This window comes from Acidobacteriota bacterium (genome assembly GCA_016700075.1).
Lineage (GTDB): Bacteria > Acidobacteriota > Blastocatellia > Pyrinomonadales > Pyrinomonadaceae > OLB17.
In genome coordinates this window covers 2,522,938-2,545,242 of sequence record CP065000.1, presented here as the reverse complement: position 1 = coordinate 2,545,242, position 22,305 = coordinate 2,522,938, and the positions used below count along the sequence as shown (strand labels likewise).

The following is a 22,305-nucleotide window of genomic DNA, read 5'->3' as shown; positions in this document are numbered from 1 at the left end:
TCGAAGTATATGCCGATAAATTTTCGATGTCAATCCAAACTTAAGGCAATAATGGATTTGCGGGAATAAAAGTTTCTTCGTCCAATTCAGGTGCGAGGCGACGATCGAGCGCCATATTTGACGAAAAAAGGCGGCCTGCCGGATAGCGGGCCGCCGAAAAACGGATGCCGTATCGGGGTCATTCGAGCCCGACGAAATCGACATCATTCAATGTATCGAGCACCGTTACGGCACGGGGCACGAATCTGTATTGCCTTGACCGAACTCCCATTACATAGGAATTCCCCACCATCACGCCTTCAAATCTGTAGTATCCAAAGGACGACGTAACGACAGAACGGTTTATTCCGTGCGGATCGGTCATCTCGACAACGGCATTTCTTATGCCGCGGCCGTCGGCCGTGACCACTCGACCAGCGACATCGACCCCGACCGAAGTAATCGGCAGCAGTTCGATGCCCCAGCCGCAGATCGCTCCGCTCTGGACCTCAGGCCTCGGGAAATTGCCGTCGTCGCGGACGTACAGGCTCCAAATGCCGTTGGCATTGATTCCGGCAAAATTGCCGAACATCGTCTGGCCAACAGGTCTCGCAACGGTCGAACCCGGCTCGACATACGGCGCCGGAGGTGCGGGCACCGGAAATGTCGAAACCGGCGTCTCCCAGTTCGTCGGCTGATATGCCCCCGTTGCCGGTGCAGCATTGTCAGCTATGACCTGGGGAGCTGAATCTGTGAATGTCAGCGTTCTGGTGTTGGATGCCGGGATCGGTACGAGTCCGCCGGCGTCGGCCATTAATATGTATTTGGCACCATTCGGCCCGACCAACAGAACGTCCACATTGTCAGGCGAATTCGACCAATAGTCATACAGCGTCACACGCACCCTGAATAGGTTCGAGGTCGCACCGGAAACCAGGATCTGCGACGGATAAAGCGTACCGAATGTATTCTCGAACAGATCGATGCACTGCATGTTCCGGAACTGGTTCGCAGTATCGATGATCGAAAGAACGGCATTTCCGGGTTTGCCGATGCTTGCATTCACGGGCGACGCCAGTGAAAGCAGAACGGTCTCGGTGTTCTCGGCAATTATGTCGCCGCAGATGCTCATTGTTACCGCCGCGGTCGTTTGATTAGCAACAAAGTTGACGACCGTTCCGGAGATGTTCTGCGCATCGACCCCGAGCGGCCCGCATGCGGCTCCGACATTTGCAGTGCCGTTAGCCGAATTGATCACGACACTCGCTGAACTGGAAACATCGCCCGTTCGCGACAGCTCTATAACAGCAGTCATTGTCTCGACGCCGGTATAGGCGTTCGTTACGAACTGTATCGTTGCTGATGCAGGTGTCGGAGTCGGGCTCGGCGTGGGTGTTGGCGACGGCGTCGGCGTGGGCGACGGCGTCGGCGTGGGCGACGGCGTCGGCGTCGGCGTGGGCGTCGGTGTCGGTTGGGTAACGTTCACGGTTGCTTCTGCCTGGAATGAGACATCCGCACCGCCTGCATTATAGGCACGCCAAGTGGCTGTGTTGACAGTTGTCACATTCGCGACGTACGGTATTGAAAGCCCCGCCTGAACGGTGTTGACACTGCTTCCCGGCGTCAGGTTGTAATTCAATCCTGAAAAGATGGTGCCGAGAACGTTGTCGTTAAGATCATGTTGCCCGAGAGCTACATTTCCGGTATTCGTGACCGCGTAGCAATAGTAAACGGTCGTTCCCGCCGGAACCGTGATCGACGTAGTTGCCGAACAAACTCCGGGCGTCGTTCCAACCGTCTTCACCATCGTTATCGACGGCGAAGGCGTCGGCGTGGGTGTTGGCGCCGGACCGGTCAGGCATTTGCCTAAACTGCCCGCTTTGTAGATCGACCGGATCTCGCTTTGTGACAATTCGCGGCCGAATATCTCCACCTCGTCGATCGAACCCGGGAAACGATAACCCGGATCGCCGTAGTGCTCTGTGACGCGGCCGCCAAAGTACACGTTCTTCGATGTCTCGGGAACGAATGTGCCTAATACCTCCGATGCCACGATCTGGCCGTTCTTGTACAGTCTCGCGATCCCGGTCGTCTTGCTATAAGTGAGTGCGATATGCTGCCACGCGCCATTTGTGATGACTCCGCCGCCGGTCGTGATCACATGATAGCCGCCGGTCGTATCCACAATGTTCGCAAACACGTTACCGTTAGAGATCGAAGATGCGTAGAAATGAACACCGTAACCATTGGTCACTCCGGCATCAGCGCTCCATTCGACGATCGGATTGTGGATAGAAACGTCGGTCGGATATATCCACGCATCGACCGAGAAGCCGTCGGCCAAACCCACGTCAAGTGAAGCAGAAGCAGGAACGCGTACATAATCGTCGACCCCGTCCAATCGGAATGCATTGCCCACCATTCCGGGGCCGTACGTCGCTCCCGATATGAGTGTGCCGTTATTGCCGTTTATGATATCGACGGTGTTGTTATTTCCCGTCCACCAAGCCGCCATGGTTTCGGGCGGCACAGCACAGGTCTTGCATTTTCCGGCACTGCCGGCGTTGTAGATAGCAGCGATCTCGGCCTCGTCAAGCACTCGGTCAAAGACCTCGACCTCGTCCACCTTGCCGCCGAACGCTTCGCCACTGGCCACACAGCAGAATCCACCGCCAATGCGAAAGTCCTGATTAGGAATATAATTCGCCGTGGTCGTGCCGGTCGCCTGCAATGCGCCGTTGACGTAGAGTTTGACGTTGGTGCCGTCTATGGTCGCCGCCACGTGATACCAAGTATCAGGCTGTACCGTGATCGGTGACTGAAGAACATCGATACATCCCGCAGGCAGTACATTCGACTTGAACAGCACTCCAAGCTGGCCGCCATAAAGCCCGATGCTCAGGTCGTTGCAGGCATCGTTGGAGCCGACCGCTGTCCTGCGGGTCAATCCCGGAATGCTGCTGTCAGAATATCCGCCGCTGAGAACACTTGGGCTGAGCCACGCATCTATGGTCACCTTTGTACCAAGGGTAATAGGTGCCAGCGTGACGATCTGATTTCCCGTGCCGTCAAAGCTGAACGCTTCGCCGACCTTACCGGGAGCGAACGTCGCCCCGCCCTGCATCACGCCGTTGTTCCCGCCGACTATGTCAATAGCGTCACCGTCACCTGTCCACCAATTGCGCATTTGCGGCGGCGGAGGTATGCATTCTTCCTTGCACTTACCGGAACCTCCCGCGTTGAAGATCGCCTGTATCTCAGCCTGGCTCAGAGCCCGATTGAAGAACTCGACCTCATCGATCAGGCCATGGAATCCCATGGTCTGTGTGACATAATTCCTGCCGATAACGATCGGTTCCGTAACAAAATTGATATTGCCGGTCTGCGGCAAATTCGCGGCGAGCTGACCGTCAATGTAAACCTTGACAGCCTCTCCATCGTAGGTTGCCGCGATGTGCTGCCAGACGCCGATCTGAACTGTATTCGTCGGCGTTCTCGCGAATCGATACTCGCCGTCTATATATACGGTCAGGTAAAAAGCGGTTGGGTCATCGCCGGCCGTTTCTAAGACGTAGCCACCCACATTTGATGTGGTACGTTTCTGAAAGATAGTGGCCCCGGGCTGATATGACTCCTGCTTGATCCAGGCATCTATGGTCAGGCCCGATGCGATGTTCTGACTCTCATCGTGCGGGATAACTACCTGATCATCTATGCCGTCGAAGCTGAACGCCTGTCCGACCATTCCGGGAGCGAACGTTGCACCGTTCTCCATAGTTCCGTTCTGGCCGTTCACGATGTCAAACGCATTACCGTCGCCCGGCCACCAATTTGCCATATTCTCGGGCGGTGGTGCACATGACGTTGCCGGCGGGCAAATGCCGCTGTAATCCGCCAAATAGATCGCCGATACCTCGGCCGGTGACAAAGCGCTCCCAAAGATCATTGGTTCGTCGATCATACCGTTGAACCAAACATGAAGATTGTCGTCGCCGCTGATGCGAAGATCTGACGTTGAGTTTGCGACCGACTTCGGCCCTACATTAGTCACACCCAGTTGATCGCCGTTAACGAACACCCTGAGGTTCGAATTGTCATATGTACACACGATGTGCGTCCATTGTCCCGGCGGAACAGAATAGCTTACAAGTACCTGATTGGTCGCCCAAGGTTCGCCTGAAGCGTTGAATTGGCAATAGATCAGGCTGGACGTGATGCCCATCTGATAGCCATTGTTTCCACCTGCACCGCCGACCTTTGAGAGCACGGCGCCCTGCTGACTGCCTTGCGATGCTGCAGGATTGATCCAAGCTCCCAGCGAAAAGCTGTTGGTAACGTCGAGGCTGGAAGAATCCGGGATCACTATCGAGCCGCCTGCTCCGTCAAAGTTGAACGCTTTGCCAACCTTGCCGTTGGCAAAGGTAACGCCGCCCTCTTGAGTTCCGTTGTTCCGGCCGAAAACGTCGGCCGTATTCAATTGTCCCCGCCACCAACTGATGGCGTCACCGGGGAGCGGCGTGCAAGCGGTCTTGCACTTGCCGTCGCCACCTGCAAAATAGATGTTTTGAATATCGGTCTCAGATAATGCACCGTTGAAGATCGTGACCTCATCAACCTGGCCGTTCCAAGACCCTGCCAGGCCCACACCGCGGCCTATGTAATTCGTGGTTCCCACAAGATTCAGCGGGTCAGAATAGGTCGTGGTCCCGACGTTGACCCCATTCACATACAGCGTAAAGACGCTGCTGTTTCGGACCAACGCGAAATGGTGCCAATTGCCGTCAGTATATTGATTCGGCGTGCCGGCTAAAATTCGGTTCTCGCCCGAGCCGTTCCAGTAGACCCATAAGCCCTGGCCGGGAATGTCCGGATCGTTGAAATCAAATACGAGGTTATTTATCGGATAATTCGGCAGGAACGAAAGTGCGTCCATTCGCCGTCCGGATTCGGGGCTACGCGCCCAAAAATCGATCGTGAAATCAGCGGTGCCGAAATTCAGTTCAGGCATCAGCGGCATCTGTGCGTGATCATCGACCCCGTCGAAACTGAACGCCTGTGCCACCTTGCCGGTGCCATAACCTGCCCCGTTTACCATCGTGACATCATAGCCGCCGATAATGTCGCGGGTGCTGCCGTCGCCGGGGAACCAGTTGATGATCCCTACAGGCGGAGCGATGCAGCCGCCCAGAGGCTGTGACGTGTATGACACATCAGAAACCTCGACTACCGCAGCAGCGGCTCTGTCGGTGCCGATACCGAAATAGCCCTTTACATCGTCCAAAAAAGAAAAAGCCGCGGCGTTGTAGCCGGCGGCTGCGATAACAGCAATGATCGCTGTAAAAACTGTCAGAAATCGTTTCCGTCCTACGCGGGAAACTCGTGGATCACTCTCTCCTAGCATCTCCTTCACCTCCGTTAGCCATAGCCGTCAAGACCATCCCTGACCGCAGGGTTCCAGATGAAAGAGGCGCCGACAGATCCATACAGCAACCGCGCAGAGACTCTGTCACGTTCTTTTGAAGCATTTTGCGTGCCATCAAGTGCATTGTTAGGCATCAACCGAAAGCCTTCTATTATGAGTTAGTTAGCGGGACGTCAGGGGCATAACGAAACGAAGACAAAGCCAGAAGTGCGGAATTTTACGCAATGTATGCTGAACTTACACGCGCCAATATCGAAAAAAAGGCGGCCCGTTGCGGGGCCGCCGGAGTTTGCTAAGGATCTCAGTGGTTCCTCTTTGTAGATGAGAAACTACTCAAGTCCGATGAAGTCGATATCGGTTAGGGTATCGAACACCTGAACGACACGCGGCGTGAAGCGGTAGCTGCGTGAGCTGACGCCCATCACATAGCTCTCGCCCACCGTGACGCCCTCGAACCGGTAGAAGCCGAACGACGAGGTCGTCGCCGTGCGTACCACTCCGTTCGCGTCCGTCATCGTGACCGTCGCGTTGCGAAGTCCGCGGCCGTCTGACGTCAGGACACGTCCCGATACGTCAACACCCGCTGACGTTGCGGTACACGAGATACCGGAAATGGTATCGACCCATGCTCCCGGTGTACCCGCCGCGACCACACTAGAATCGGTAGCCACGCGCCACTTCATCCTCACGATCTGGCCATTTGCCGTAGCCGGCAGATTGACCGTCGTAGTGATGTAGGCCGGTGCCGCCGTGGTGCCGCCCGAGAGGCCGCTCCATGCTTCGCGTCCCGCGATCGGGCTGCCGAATCCTGCGGATATCGTGCGGTTGTAGCCGCCCGTCACCCAACTGCCGCCTGCGGTGATGATGTCGAAGAACGGACCGCCGTTGATCGAGATCTCGAGCACCATACCGTCAAAGCCGGTCGGTGCCGTTCCCGCCTCGAGGTTGAACGCGTTTCGGAACGTCATCTGCGAACCGCCCGCCGCGACGATGAATGGCGGCGAGATGAGTTCCGTGTTGCTGACCGACGGAACAGAACCCGCGAACGCTGCGTTGAGCGGCGTGTCAGGATTGTTCGTCGTCGTCGCCCACGGCGGAAGTGCTCCGACCGTTGTAACACCGGTCCATGCCGTCGGCAGGGCAGGTGCTACGACCGTGTCAAAGTTCTGATCACAGGTAACCGGTGTCGGGCTCGGTGACGGGCTCGGCGTCGGCGTCGGTGTTACCGACGGTGTCGGGGTCGGGCAATTGCCCTGGAACACCAGCGAGAAGCGGTGTATGCGGCCCGTGTCTGCTCCGGCGTTGTCGCTGAACGTGATGGTCCAGTTGCCGTTCGGATCCTGTCCGTCGAACGCACTCAGAGGATTGTTCGGCGAATAGTTGCCTGCAGGGAAGCCTGCTGCCGTTCCGCCCGCGATGTCGCAGCCGTTCTCGACCGGCGGGAAGCCGCCGTCGTCATCGAGCAGTATCGCCGCAAGGTTGTTGTTGTTGCAGCCCACCGTTGACGGCGTAGGCACGCCCGGACGGTCAAAGACCGCTACCGTCGTTCCGCTCGGTGATTGTACGTTCACGATCAGGTCGCCGACCCATGAGTGGGCGACACCCACGTTGGGATCATTGACCGTTCCTGAGAATGTTCCGTCAAAGCGGAAGTTCATATCCGCGATGTTCGGTGCACCGGCAACCGGTACTGTAACCGAAACACCTGCAGGGTTGTTGTCAGGTATCGCAACACCCGCTGCGTTCTCATAGCTGAACACCAGATCGCATCCCGGTCCCGGTGTCGGGCTCGGTGAAGGCGACGGTGAAGGCGTTGGCGTCGGTGTCGGCGTTACGCCCGGGCTGGGCGTCGGCGACGGACCGCCTATGTCGATACCGACCACATCGAACGGGAAGTCCTGAGGAACGTCAGGTGCCGATGCCGGGTTACCCGTGTCGATAGCGGCCGTCCAGGTGTTCGTAGTACTCGAGAACTGCAGTGCGTTGTCGCCCGGTGCTCCTCTCGATCCTTCGATGGTCTTCGAAGGTGCGAAGTGTGCTCCGAGTGCAGTGATGCTCGTGCTCCAATCCAGCCAATACGTGCCCGGAGGCAGTGTCGTATTGATGCTGAGTGTGTTCCTCCAGATGCGGCGGGTCGTTCCCGGTGCCGATCCCGGAGGCGGTGCCACCGTATTGAAGATACGGAAGAACCCTGTATCCACTGAGCCGATCAAACGGTTCGTCGTCGTATCTCCGAAGATCACCGTTCCGCCTGCATTCGGCGGGCCGTTCCAGATCCTCAGCGTAGCTGCCGTGAACGGCGACGTTGTCGGGCCGCCCGTCTGATACGCATACGTATCTACGGTCTGCAGCTGACATGTCGTGCTGATCGTAAAGTCGTCAGCAAGACGGAACGTCGTCGTCGTTGTCACGCCGCCCGAGAATCCGGCCGACGTGTTCGCTTCGGCCGTGTTGCCCGTGTCGTTCTGCACCTCGCTCCAGAACGAGCCTGTAGGTGCCGCAACTCCGCTCTTCGTCAGCGGCTGCGGATTCAATCCGCCGTTGCTGAACGTACACGTTCCCGGTGTCGGGCTCGGTGACGGCGACGGGGTCGGCGTCGGCGAAGGCGTCGGGGTCGGCGTCGGCGAAGGCGTCGGCGTCGGCGAAACCGATGGCGACGGGCTGGGTGTCGGTGACGGTCCGGGGCCTGTCGGGCAATCGATCGATACCGTGTCAATACCGATGTAGTTAGAGTTAGCACCGGTCGGGCCGCCGTTCTCGACGAAGTAACGGAACGCGAAGCGACCCGTTGCCGGTCCGCCGAGCCCGGCCACTGTTACGGTGAACTGGGTCCACACTTCAGGATAAGTACCGGCCGTATAGGTCGGATTGATATCGAGCAGCAGAGTTGTAAAGTCACCGACAGATGTTGCCGATCCTCCGACGTTTGTACTTGCCCCTGCCGTACTCATACGGACCTGCAGCCGATCGGGGAATGTGTTGCCTGTTGTGCCACGGGTCCAGAAGGACATCGTTTGGCCGTTCGACAGAGCCACAACAGGCGTTATGAGCCAGTTGCTGATAGTGCCGGTTCCGGCCGTATTGTTGAAATTGGCACCAATGTAGGAGGTAGGTGCACCCGTATGGGACGGGAAAACGGCCGAGTTGCCCTGGAACCAGTTCGTAGTTCCAACCGGTGCCGACAGGTTTTGCAGAGACCAACCCGGAAGAGCCGTGATGTCGTCAAACCCTTGCGATGAAGGTGTGCATGACGGCGTCGGCGACGGGGTCGGCGTGCCCGTAGGTGTTGGGGTCGGCGTCGGCGTTGGGGTCGGCGTTGGGGTCGGCGTAGGCGTAGGCGTCACACCCGGTGTCGGCGTCGGGCCGCCGGCGCCGCAGCAAACCGGTACTGTCGAGGTGAATGAGTCGATCCTCCACCCCTGTCCGGCAACTGACGTGTCGGACGCCATTCTAAACCTGAGAACGGTCGACTGGCCGACTGATGCCGGAGGCATCGCAACGGTGGTCGTGATGAACCCGGCGGAATTGCCGGTCCATGCCTGACGGCCGCCGATCGGGCTTGAGAACCCGGTAGATATTGCTCCGGTGTAGCCGCCGGTAACGAAACTGCCGCCTGCGGCGATGATATCCTGGAAAGCTCCACTGTTTATAGAGATCTCGAGGACGCCGCCATCGAAAGTGTTCTCCAAATTGAAATTGTTCCTGAAGCTCAACTGCATTGCAGGCGTCGGTATAAATGACGGAGTGTCGAGCCGCTTGTCAGAGACTGTTGCCGGATCGTCGATAAAGGCCGCGTTTGGCGGGCTGTCCGCCGCGGGAGCCGGAACACCCGATGTGGACGTGACCCAAAGAGGGGCAGCACCCGCAGCATTTGCGGCGACCCAGCCTGCCGGCAAAGCCGGTGCGGTCACGCTGTCAAAATTCTCGTTGAAGGCTCCCGGTCCGGAGATACCGGTCGGCAATGTGTAATTGACCAAGCCCAAATTCGTCGCACCGTCCTGATGCTGTACAGATGCCGTTAATGTAGCTCCGCAAGCAAGATTAGGATCGGCAGTAAATGTGAATGTGCGATTGACGGCCGCTCCGCCCGCGGTAATAACACCGTAATTCTGCGGGCCGCTGGGAGCGGTCACACCGCCAGTCGCCTGAAGCGTTCCTACGTCATTGACGGTGTTGACGTTTCCGACATTCTGCACGCCCAGCGAGATCTGAACCGTTTCACCCGGATCGATCACACCGTTCGCCGGCAGACAGCTTTCGCTGACGAGTGTCGCACCCGAGGGCGACAACACCGCAGCATTGCCTTCATTGAAGTTGTATATAACAAGTGCAAAATGCTGGTCCGTGGGATCAGCATTGCCGAGAATGCCGTCACCGTTGAGCGCGACTGCATTCACCTGGATCGAAAATGTTGTGCCCGCGGCGACGCCGGGGGCAAGGCGGACCATTTCGACGTTGTCAATGGTGCTGTTGGATCCGCCTGTGGTCGAGAGCCCGCCCGAGAACACGTTGCCCCGGTAGAGCGTTCCGCCTACAGTTACGTTCAGGTCGAGGTTATTGACCAACGCGGGGTTACCGGCTCCCGGAGGATCGGTCCAAACCAGAGCTACGCGAACTTCTTTCGTAGCGTCAGCAACGGTGCCGACATACGTGATGGTTTCGCCGGGATTAAAGAACTCAACGGTCTGATTGACATATTTTGTCGGCACGCCGGTGTTCAGCAAATTCTTCATGAACACGCGGCCCCAGCCTTCAGCTCCATTCGGAACACCGGCTGTCGCACCGGTCCCTGTCATATCGCGGCCGGTATTGAGAAGGGCCGCCTTGAGCAATGCAGGGCTCGGGTTGTTGCCCGAATTCACGCTCTTCCACCATTGGGTGAACAGCACTGCTGCACCGGTGACGTTCGGTACAGCATGCGAAGTACCGCTGCTCCAGCGATGATCTGTGCCGATATTTCCGAATAGCGCGTCCGGTCCCGAACGTCCGCCAGTGATCGCTTGTCCCGGAGCTGTAATATCCGGCTTGATGCGGCCATCGGAAGCAGGCCCGCGGCTGGAGAACGAACTGATGTCCTCCATATTGTTTGCCGTGCCGTCGATCTCGGTTCGGAGGTTCTCAGAACTTGCGGTCGAGATCACGTTCTTGGCCACTTTGGGACGGGTCAGGCCAGAAGCTCCGGAGTTACCCGCCGAGAAGAGTATCGAGAGCGGCTGAAGGCCGGCCGCAGTTCCGGCATCTCGGACAAAGCCGTCATATTGAGCCGCCAAAGAATCGTAAGAATTGCCGTTGGTGCCGGCACCCCACGAATTGTTCGACATACTGCCGAGAACTCCATTTGGGCCCGCGGTAATTACAGTGTCATTTGACGGAGAAGCGTCCGTTCCGGTGTAACCGGTACGCAGCAGAGGAATATTGATGATATGCGAGTTAGGCGCAATGCCTCGGCCATAATTGTAGCCAAGCGGATCGAGGATAGGAGACGACGGGCCGCCTCCGGAAATGATCGACGCCTGCAGATGTCCGTGGCCCTGTGCTCCGGCACTCGCGCCGCGAAGCGGACCATTCACAGTGTTGGCCGCTGTGACGTAGAATCCTCCGTCTCCGGGGATGCCGACGCCGTCGTCAACGACAGATACCGTGACGTTCGTACCGTCAACGCCGAATTGCGTCAGCGGATCGTAACCGGGAGCGTTGATCGTCGTAGGCCCCGTATAGTTACCTGCGATGATCTGAGCGGCCCTCTCGTCTTCGCGGCTGGGCCGGATCCATGGATCGATACTGATCACACCTGGGATATCGCTCGTCGCGATCGCGACATCCAAGCCGAGCTCGACGCGGATAATGTCGAAGTAATTGGCAGTGAGCTTTGAGGTATGGATAACCTGTCCGCCGTATTGAGCCTCAATGACGGACGCGATGTAATCGACATCCGCACGCTTGAACACCGCCAGATCAAAGATCGCGGCATTGCGGCCGGTAACCTCTATCTGGACGGGGGCGGCTTTTGATCTGACATCGCCGCGTGCCCCCTGAACCTGCTCAAACGTGAACTTGGGCACCTTGTGGTCGGGCATATGGCGGCCGATCCATCGAATACGGGAATGTTCGGCGGCACGTGTTATCGCGTCGCCCTCAGCGTAAACGAAATATGCCTGATGCGGGACGTATTGGAGGATCTCGACGCCCGCGGCGATCAGGCTGTTGTACAGGCCGTCATCGACGGTCGTGCCGAATTGGATAATGTAATAGCCGCCGTCCTTATTATTCGGCGAGCCCGATTCGACCGTGCCGGGCTGCGGCTGTCGGATCGGATCGAAGGTCATGCCCGGCAGATGGATCGTCGTCGGGATCTCTTCGGCCGAGAGGCCTTCGCGTGTAATGCTCTTTGCGTTTTCGGCCGCGACCGTTATGAAGGAACCAAAATCACTTAACACAACACCGCCGCGTGACGCCCGGTCGCGGTCAGCGCGGTCGGCAACGGGCACACGAAAGATCTTCGTATCTGCGCTGCGGATCACTCGCGTGACATCGTCAGCCGAAGCAAACTCGGCAGGAAGTGCGCCGACGGACTTTGCCGCTGACACCTCTTGCGGAGCGTGCGTGTAACTAAGGATAGCTGCGACCAGTGCTATAGCCGCCATGGTCAGCACTGTATAGCGCATATTTCGTACATTCTTGTTCATGGTTTCCTCCAATTGGCCAACTTTTTCGATACTTTAAGTTCATGGACACGGCCGAAACAGTTCCGGCACGCTCCCGCCGAGGCCTAAAACGGGTCAGCGATCTGTCGATTTTCAATGAACCTAGATCGTTCATCGCTTCGAGCGGATCCAAAAACTGCGTGATAACCGCTCGTCCTCGACTTTTTTAATGAAAACCCTTTGACCTTACATCATTTTGACCTGAAAAGTCAATAAATACGAAAAATTACGGTATTAGACACGGGCGGAAAACATTGATCGACAAAAAGGCGGCCCCTCAATTGAGGGGCCGAATTTCTACAGTTCGTCAGTATTGGCGGCCGGCGATCTCGGAAAGATCTGCCGGCCATACCTTGGATCGCTATTCGATACCGACGAAGTCAACATCCGTCAAGGTGTCGAACACTGTGACGACACGCGGCGTGAAGCGGTAGAGGCGTGAGTTCACACCCATGACGTAACTCTCGCTCACTCGGACATTTTCGAACTTGTAGTATCCGAACGAGGAGGTAACGACCGTTCTGGTCACTCCAAACGCATCCGTCATAGAGACGGTCGCATTGCGGAGGCCGCGGCCATCCGGCGTAGTTACACGGCCCGCGACGTCAACACCCGCTGCAGTCGCCGGCAGCAGTTCGAGTCCCCAGCCGCCGGATACGGCGCCTTTCTGCGTGAAGTTGAGCGGGAATCCGCCGTCGTCACGTATGTAGAGGCTCCATACACCGTTGCCCGGATTGCCGCCGAAATTGCCGAACAGTGTCTGTGACGGAGGCCGTACGACCGTGCTGCCAGGTTCGACGTAAGGCAGGCCCGGAGCAGGTACCGGGAATGACGTGACCGGCGTCTCCCAGTTTACCGGCAGGTACTTGCCTGTTGCCGGAGCGGTGTTGTCCGGTACGAGCACCAGAGCCGCATCCTCAAATGTCAGCGTGCGGTGTTCGTTCGGGCCGATCGGCGACAGTCCGCCCGCATCCGCCATCAGTACGTACTTGGCACCGTTCGGGCCGACAAGCAGTACATCGACGTTGTCCGGGAACAGCGTGTAGTAGTCGTACAGCGTTACCCTGATGCGGAATGCCGGAGGCACGAGGCCGGAAACGGTGATCTGCGACGGATACGGCAGAGCGACCACTCCGCTGAATATGTCTATCGACGCATCGTTGCGGAACTGGTTGGCAGTGTCGTTGATCCTCAGCAGTGCGTTGTTCGGAGCACCCATTGTCGCACCGGTGGCGTTCGACAGAACGAGGAAGGCCGTTTCGATATTCTCAGCGATCGTGTCGCCGCAGAGAGGTATCGCAAAGGTCTTCTGCGTCTCATTCGGAGCGAAGTTCAGCACCAGATTGACGACCTCGATGTAGTCCGCGTTCGGCGAACAGCTCGGGGCCCCGTTGCCGGTACCGGACGACGAATTGACCGTCACGCTCGACGATCCCAACGTGTTGCCTAGCCTCGTTACCGTAATGACGGCAGACTGCGATTCATCGTCCTGATAGACGTTGTCGCTGAACTGAACCGTCGTGAACGGCGGCGGAGGCGTCGGTGTCGGCGTCGGCGTCGGCGTCGGTGTCGGTGTCGGTGTCGGCGTCGGCGTCGGCGTCGGCGTCGGCGTCGGGGTCGGTGTCGGCGTCGGAGTCGGAGTCGGTGTCGGCGTCGGTGACGGGCACGATCCGAGCACCTGATAGTTCACGTTGCCGGAGAATGCACGCGGTGTGAACTGCGTGCCGCCATAGGCCACGTTTCCTGTGCGTGCCACGTCGCTGAACAGCGTAAGATCGCTATTATTGAACGTCGTGGTCGCCGTCGTGCCTGTACCCTGATACCTGATGCCGTTACCAACGGTTATCGACTGCAGATAGATAGACGTTGTCCCGACAGGGATATTCAACGGCGTCGTCAGTACCACCGGAGCATTTGTAGTAGTTCCAGCGGAGACGAAGTTGACCGTATCGACCAGCGTCCAGCCCACACTGCTGGCCGTAAAGCCGGCGTACGGTCCCGGACGGGTCCACACTTCTACCTGTCCCGGCGTTCCCGCCGCCCCGGCAAATACCGTGTCGAACGAGTTCACCTGGAGTGCCGTGGTCGTAGGCGTGATCTGCATGAACACGCCTCCGGAGCCATTGTTGGCAGGTAACGTGCTGATGCTTGACGGCGGACACGGCGTCGGCGACGGGCTCGGCGACGGCGACGGCGTTGGCGTCGGCGACGGCGTTGGTGTCGGCGTCGGTGTCGGCGTCGGGACGCCAACATTCAACTGGACAGGAACGACCACGAGGTCGGTGCCGTTGCCCGGTCCTGCATCCGGATCGTTGCTGGTAATGCAAAGGTTTGCATTGTAGGTACCAGGTGCGAGTCCGGTCGAGTCGAAGGTAACCGTAACCGGCGTGGTGCCTGCGGCCGCGGTCGTGCCGTTGATAGGCGCGACGCTCAGCCAAGGAACATCTGCCGGTGACGAGCAGCCCGGACCGGCCAGCTTGACGTATTCAATGAAACGTCCGCTGACGCCCGTTATCTCGCTCTCGACCAGGTTTCCAAGGCGGTCTATCTCGTGAACACCTGTTCCGGTGGTCGTGAGGATATTGCCGTTGCCGAGTTCATAGACGCCGCGGTAGCCGGTCAAAGCACCCGGATCGTAACGGCCGACAAAGGTGCCGGTCGAGGTGAACTCGTGGACGCCCTCGTTAGCGGTTGGGCTGAAGTTTGCGACCAAGACGTTACCGCTCGGAGCTCTGTAGATCTGCTCAGGGAAGGTCGTGACAGATGCGAAGAAGTCGAGGAATGCCCCCGTATTATCGTATCTGTAGAGTCCCTGTGGAGCATTTATGCCCGAAACGAGCCAATCCGTACCGCGACTGTAGATATCGAACGGCGAAGACATACCGCCGGCTCCCGGAGCAATGAAATTGCCCGTGAAGTTGCCGCTCGTATCAAACCGCGGAACCGCATTAGCATTCGCTCCCGCGGCTGAGGTAACCAGCAGGTTGCCGCTCGGATCAAGCGAGATGCCGCGGATGTTGTCCATGATGGTCGTGTTGGCTCCGCCTGCAGGTGCGAATACACCTACATACGTGCCGTTCAGAGCGAACTCATGAACAACGTCGCCGGTCTGATCCGAGATGAGTATGCCGTTGCCGCCGGACTTGAGTATCGCGTGGATACCGGTTCCAACGACGGCATTGCTCGGAACGAAATTGGCATCAAGCAGAGCTCCCGTGACCGGATCGAACGACATGATGCGGTCATTGGTCGAATCCGGAACAAGCAGTACGCCGCTGGTCAGCATGGCTCCGCGTGCGACCAGATTTGCCGCCACGTCACGCTGTTCCACAGGTAGAGGCGTACCGCGTTCGACACCCTCAAGCTCGTCATTCACATTCGGGGCCGATTCGGCCGTATTACCCGCATTTCCGGACTTGACCGGTTCGAGCAGTAGTACGCCGCCGTTCTCGAGGAAGCCGGGTGCCTCTGCTATCGCCCAAGTCAGGACCGAGCCGCCTGTGTTGCCTATCAACATTCCCTGGATCGTCACTTGATCCGGCAATTGATTTGCCGCCAGGTTGAGCGGGCTGACGTCGATATTCGGCGGAGCCGGGCTCGGCGTCGGCGTCGGCGTCTCAACCGGCGATGGCGTCGGCGTCGGTGACGGGCACGAGCCTTCGAGTATCAGCGAGTAGCGATGGACGCGACCGGTATCTCCGGAGGCGTTGTCAGTGAAGGTGATGGTCCAGTTTCCGTCGGCGCTTTCACCGTCGAACACACTCATTGGATTGTTCGGCGAGTAGTTGCCCGCAGGGAAGCCTGCTGCCGATCCGCCGCCACCGTCACAGCCGCCCTCGATCGGCGGGAATGCCCCGTCGTCGTCGAGCAGGATAGCGGCAAAGTTATTGTTGTTGCAGCCAAATGCTGTTGCCGGAACGCCCGGACGATCAACGACCGTCACGTTGGTTCCGAGCGGTGAGGTGATGATCACTGAAACGTCGCCGACCCATGAGTGAGCGAGGCCCACATTCGGATCGTTGACCGTTCCTGAGAATGTTCCGTCAAATCGGAAGTTGACGTCAGAGATGGTTCCAACACCCGCTACCGGCATCACGACGCTTACGCCGGTGGTGGTGTTGTCCGGAATCGCGAGACCCGGCACGTCCTCATAACTGAACGTGGTCACACAACCCGGCGTCGGGCTGGGTGACGGCGTCGGTGTCGGCGTCGGCGTCGGCGTCGGTGTCGGCGTCGGCGTTGGCGTTACTGCAGGAATGAATACCGAGATATCCGGTATGAAGGTTCCCGCAGGATAGCTGCCACCGAATGTCTGGGCGCCGGTCACTTTGTCACGCAGATAGATACCCATCGACGCGCCGGTGTTCGGATCGTCATGCGTTACGTACAGATTGTCGGTAACACCGCTGACGTCCATGCCGATGCCGGCGTTGAAGGTCAGGAAGCCCGGCGGCAGATTGATAGTGAAAATCAATCCGGTGTTTGGGCTCGGCGTGCCGCCAGGGCCGCCGATCGTTATAAGGCCGTCATCGGAGTAATCCCACCCGAATAGCGTTGTGCTCGGAGCACCCGGCGTATTGTTCGAGTAAGCGATACCGGCTATGGCATAGTCGCTGCCGCTTTGCGGATCACCCGCGTCGAACGCAAGATTCGTATCAACAGCAACCAGAGCTCCCGTGTCCGGATGCACACGGAAGTTGTTGTTACCTGACGTATTACCGCCTATGGCTACAAGCCTGATCCTATCGACCGACGGATTGAAGTCCATGTCAACGATCCGGCTGGTCGCAGTGCCCAGTGCGAACGGCGATCCAACCGGCGTACAGGCAGCGGTTGCAATGTCAATAACGTAAACCTGCGCTTCTATGGCACCCGCGGTTGTCGTACTGACGCCGTAAAGTTGTCCGGTTGCGGGACGGAAGTCAATAGTTCTCATCGCATGACCCGTCAATACGCTTGTCAGCGGACCAACCGTGTTAATAGTACCCGGCGTGTCACTCATGAAGTTGACTAGATTAATGCCAGGGGCCGAGCTTGCGCTGCTAGATGCCGTTATACCGTAGATCAACTCGTTCGGGAACGGACTCGGAGTCGGTGTCGGCGACGGCGAAGGTGTCGGAGTCGGTGTCGGCGTTGGCGTCGGTGTCGGCGTCGGTGAAACGCTCGGGCTTGGCGTCGGTGTCGGGCCTGTCGGGCAATCGATCGATACCGTGTCAATACCGATGTAGTTAGAGTTAGCACCGGTCGGGCCGCCGTTCTCGACGAAGTAACGGAACGCGAAGCGACCCGTTGCCGGTCCGCCGAGCCCGGCCACTGTTACGGTGAACTGGGTCCACACTTCAGGATAAGTACCGGCCGTATAGGTCGGATTGATATCGAGCAGCAGAGTTGTAAAGTCACCGACAGATGTTGCCGATCCTCCGACGTTTGTACTTGCCCCTGCCGTACTCATACGGACCTGCAGCCGATCGGGGAATGTGTTGCCTGTTGTGCCACGGGTCCAGAAGGACATCGTTTGGCCGTTCGACAGAGCCACAACAGGCGTTATGAGCCAGTTGCTGATAGTGCCGGTTCCGGCCGTATTGTTGAAATTGGCACCAATGTAGGAGGTAGGTGCACCCGTATGGGACGGGAAAACGGCCGAGTTGCCCTGGAACCAGTTCGTAGTTCCAACCGGTGCCGACAGGTTTTGCAGAGACCAACCCGGAAGAGCCGTGATGTCGTCAAACCCTTGCGATGAAGGTGTGCATGACGGCGTCGGCGACGGGGTCGGCGTCGGCGTCGGCGTCGGCGTCGGTGTCGGCGTCGGTGTCGGCGAACCCACAATTACGCTGTACGTACCGAGCAAGGATGCACCACCAAGATCACCTACATCGTCGGCCGGGAAGAAGATATTTCCGGTCGTCGGTGAGGTCAAAAGGGCCGCGTACACTGCCGGGGTCGTTGTCCAGGTACCGGTCCCGGTAAATGCTAACTGTCCCGCGGTGAACGTTGTCGGCGTCGTGGCTGAATAGCTCCAAACGTTGAGGCCCGGATCATTCGAAGCTCGGAACAGAGCCGGCGAGTTGTCGGTCGGTACCGATGCCGCCGTCAGATTGCCGCTGACCAGCGTCGGGATTGTCCACGTGAACACACCCGCGTTGGAGAACACGTTCTGCAAATAGAACCCGATCGAAGTGCTGCCGCTGACGGTTGCTGCGGACACTCCGCTCGTTGCGGTGATCGTGATCTGGTTCGGCGTCGACAGATCGACCACTAACAGCTCTTCGAGAGCCGGCTTCGGGCTGGGTGACGGCGTCGGCGTTGGCGTCGGCGTCGGCGTTGGCGTCGGCGTCGGCGTCGGTGACGGGCACGAGCCTTCCAGTATCAGCGAGTAGCGATGGACGCGACCGGTATCTCCGGAGGCGTTGTCAGTGAAGGTGATGGTCCAGTTTCCGTCGGCGCTTTCACCGTCGAACACACTCATTGGATTGTTCGGCGAGTAGTTGCCCGCAGGGAAGCCTGCTGCCGATCCGCCGCCACCGTCACAGCCGCCCTCGATCGGCGGGAATGCCCCGTCGTCGTCGAGCAGGATAGCGGCAAAGTTATTGTTGTTGCAGCCAAATGCTGTTGCCGGAACGCCCGGACGGTCAACGACCGTCACGTTGGTTCCGAGCGGTGAGGTGATGATCACTGAAACGTCGCCGACCCATGAGTGAGCGAGGCCCACATTCGGATCGTTGACCGTTCCAGAGAACGTTCCGTCAAAGCGGAAGTTGACGTCAGAGATGGTTCCAACACCCGCAACCGGCATCATTACGCTCACGCCGGTGGCGTTGTTATCCGGAATCGCGAGCCCCGGAACGTCCTCGTAACTGAACGTCGTCACACAACCCGGAGTCGGGCTCGGAGTCGGCGTCGGCGTCGGCGTCGGCGTCGGTGTCGGCGTCGGCGTCGGTGTCGGCGTCGGCGGTACGCCGGCTGCCGGCTCGCCCAATGTCCAATCTGAGAATGAGGTCACACCGGTGATGGTCGCGGTATTGGCAGTTGTATCCACGGTTCCGCCGGGCTGCGTGAGCATACCATCGTACTTGAAGATAACGAAATCGTTCTCATTCGCCGTGACCGGAATATCCGTCGGGTCAAGATAATTGAATGTGAGGTCTGCTGTCAGGCCCGTACCCGTCAGCGACCAATAGCGCTGAAGCGCCAGCGACGGGACCGGAATATTCGGCTGCGGCCCCTGGACGGCTGCCGCGGTCAGGTTCTGCGGGAATGACCCGCCGGTCACGTTAACTGCCAGCGGCGAATAGCCGTTAGCGGTGCCGAGGAAATACGTGAATGCACCCGTAGCCGTAAACTCGCGCCGGAGATTTCCGTCAATGTAACCGTTGGTCCTTACCGGAGTACCAACTGGCGTAATGGTGTTGACACCGGTAACGACGCGGCCATTGGTAAGCGTCATCACGCCTGTGACAAGTATGTCACCACCGACGACATTATATGTTGCTCCCGCTACGTCATTATCGACCGTCCAGGTCGCCAAAATGCGGCTCGGGTTGATCTCAAATCCCGTGGGACGATTCAGCGTGGTCGTTCTCAGATGCAGGGCGATGTGGCCGCCGGAGCCCGCATTGTGAACGGGAGAAACATCGAACACTCCGGCGTTCGTCGGCGTGGTGGAGTTTCCGACCTGAATTACTGTTGTCGAGGTCCCGCCGTTGCCCATTGTGATATTGCCGCTACCGGTGAAACCGCCGTTAAAGATATTGATGCGGTTGATGAAGATCGGGGAATTGATAGCCGTGTTGCTCGAATTGCCGCTGTTGGCGCTCATGCCCACGCCGGCAAATGGCGTCGTCGCCGTACCGAAGTTGCCGGAACCGCCATAGGCCATTGGGCCGTTCGCCGCCCAGTCGAATCTCGAACTCGTACCGGTGCCCTGGATCAAGATGTCGCCATTGTTAATAAGCGTAGATCCGCGGAAGAATATCGCCCCACCGGCAGCACCGCTGCCGACGTGCATGGTCTTACCCGAAGGGATACTTATATTCGGCGTCGCTCCCAGTACCCTAAAAGCCTGAACCCCCGCACCTGTCCCGACGCTGAGGAACGTACCTGCCGGGTTCGTAACGAACGTCGAGGAGGTGCTGACGCTGTAATCAAGCGGTGTCGCAGCACCGCTCGGATTCACAAGAGTGATGTTGCCGCCCGCGAAGTCGAAGACGTTGGCTGTATTCGTCAATCCAAAACATGCCGTCGTCGCTGTATTGCCGACCGTGCAGACGTTCACCGCACCTCCGGTCTGTGTGTAGGAAACCGCACTCGTTGTCTGAAGCCTGCCGGCAAAGTTCGAAAAGCCGCCCTCGAAGATGAACTGAGCACCGGCATTGCCGCCCATCGAGTTGCCGCTCGATGTGCCGACGTTGAAATCGCCTTGGCTAACTCGCAGCAAGCCGGTTGTGGTCGGCGATCCATTCTGCCCCGCTACAACAAAGTTCGGATTGTTCAGCCAAAAGCCTCCTGCAGCCGGTATGGAGTATGCAGCGGCGGTGAAAACCCGATTTATCATCAAGAAGTTTCCTGAGATCTTGAACGTTCCGCTTGGTAAGGTCAAAAATCCGGCCACATCCGAAGTAACGCCCTGTACAGTGAAGTTCAAGGGGGCTAGTTCGACTATTCTCGACTGTGCTCCTTTTGCCACCACAATGCTTCTGACGTCTGTCGTCGCGCCGGATCCCGTCAGGCCAACATCAAATGCGCCAGGCCCAAAAGTTAGAATTGCACCGGAAGTGTTGCCGTTCGTGCTGAAGTCAAGGGTGCCGTTATTAACAACGCTTCCGACGACGGTAAGGTTGTTACTTGTAACCGCTCCGGTCAATGGCGATTGAAGTGTTCCGCCGGCATCAATTGTTACGCTCAAGGCTGTTGCAGTCGTAACATTTACCGTTACCGTGCAGCCTGAACCGATGGTTACGTTGTCATCGGATGTCGGCACAGATCCGTCAGACCAGGTTGCCGGGTTATCCCAGTCACCGCCCGCTCCGGCGCAAGTATCCGTCCCGCCAGCTGTTGTCATCTGGCTGCCGGAAATAGCAGAGCTGACGACGCCCTCTGCAGCCGCGAGCACTCGATAGAAATAATTTGTCGAGGGCAAAAGCAATGTATCAGTGAATGTCTCGGCGTTTGCAGCCGTTTGTGTCACGAACGAATAGTTAACGCCGTCGGTTGAGCGAAAGATCGCGTAACCTACCTCATTAGTAGCATTGTCTGTCCAGTTGAGTGTATTGCTCGTGGCTGTACTTGTACCAAATGTCAGCCCTGTCGGTGCTGCCGGTATATTGGTAGGCGTAAACAAGTAGGATTTACCTGCCGGGATCGCGTCCATCTGCGCGTTGTTGGCGGTGGTGTAATCAACCGAGTCGGTCGCTGTTGTCACACTGGCAATATTTGTCGCCGCGCCTGCCTGCAGGCCGACCGAATACCCGCCATCGGCCACTGTCGCCGGAATTGCCCCGTAAACGAACTGGATCAAGCCGGGTGTCGTTCCCGCCGATTCAAACAGCCACATCTGGAACGTGCCGTTTCCCGCACCACCACAGCCACTCGGAAGTGGATTTCCGCGAGTGATCTTCATGTTCTGAAATTCCACGATCAGTTTACGATTTGGAGCGGTGCCGATCGTTTTATAGTGAACCTGACCGTCAGACCCCACGCACAGATCGTCCCAAAACGGAGCGATCTTCGGCTCAGCCGTGACCGACGCAAGCGAATTTGTAAAGGTGGTGGTCACCTGAATGCTTCCCAACCGGCACAACCCGTTAGCATTGCACGAAAACTGCGAGGCATACCCACCGTCAAACCAAAAATCAAACCCGATGGGTGTTACTGCCGATGCCGTATCGTCTAGGCCCGGGCCCACAAGTTGCGTGGTACCGGACGACATATCCTCAAGCGCAACCGAGTTCATGAACGAGAACGCATACGTCGATGCGTTGATCAGCTCGGGACCGAGCACGATGGCTGTCATTCCGCCTGAAGCGATCAGGTCTTCTTCAACCTCGCTTTTTGGAAGAGCCGGATTTGCCTCTGCGGGCTCTATCCGAACTTGTTGCGCAAAAATCGATGCCGAAAAGAGCATCGAGATGGCAAAAAAAGTAACGACCAACGACACGAAACGGAATTTACGGCTTAACATTATCGGTTATCTCCCTCGTAGTT

Annotated in this window: 3 protein-coding genes and 4 pseudogenes; all 7 read right to left on the bottom strand. The window is 58.1% G+C overall.

The genetic code is table 11. The annotated features are described in order from the left end of the window. Positions 1–178 precede the first annotated feature (178 nt). Entirely contained in the window at positions 179–5,380 is a 5,202-nt protein-coding gene (locus IPM50_11490) for a hypothetical protein (protein ID QQS32280.1), read from the bottom strand. 350 nt (positions 5,381–5,730) lie between these two features. Next, positions 5,731–12,087 carry a choice-of-anchor J domain-containing protein gene (locus tag IPM50_11485; protein ID QQS32279.1) on the bottom strand — a complete coding sequence of 2,119 codons (6,357 nt, stop codon included), beginning with the start codon at positions 12,085–12,087 and terminating at the stop codon, positions 5,731–5,733. 379 nt (positions 12,088–12,466) lie between these two features. Then, complete coding sequence (locus IPM50_11480) at positions 12,467–14,209, bottom strand: hypothetical protein (GenBank protein ID QQS34511.1); 1,743 nt, start codon at positions 14,207–14,209, stop codon at positions 12,467–12,469. Positions 14,210–16,381: 2,172 nt separating this feature from the next. Then, a pseudogene (locus IPM50_11475) lies at positions 16,382–17,107 on the bottom strand (DUF4394 domain-containing protein). A gap of 198 nt (positions 17,108–17,305) precedes the next feature. Then, a pseudogene (locus tag IPM50_11470) lies at positions 17,306–18,475 on the bottom strand (choice-of-anchor J domain-containing protein). Further along, positions 18,467–18,901 (bottom strand): annotated as a pseudogene (locus tag IPM50_11465) (proprotein convertase P-domain-containing protein). The pseudogenes IPM50_11470 and IPM50_11465 overlap by 9 nt, the downstream one beginning before the upstream one ends. 1,983 nt (positions 18,902–20,884) lie before the next feature. Then, positions 20,885–22,282, bottom strand: a pseudogene (locus IPM50_11460) (fibronectin type III domain-containing protein). Positions 22,283–22,305: the final 23 nt, after the last annotated feature.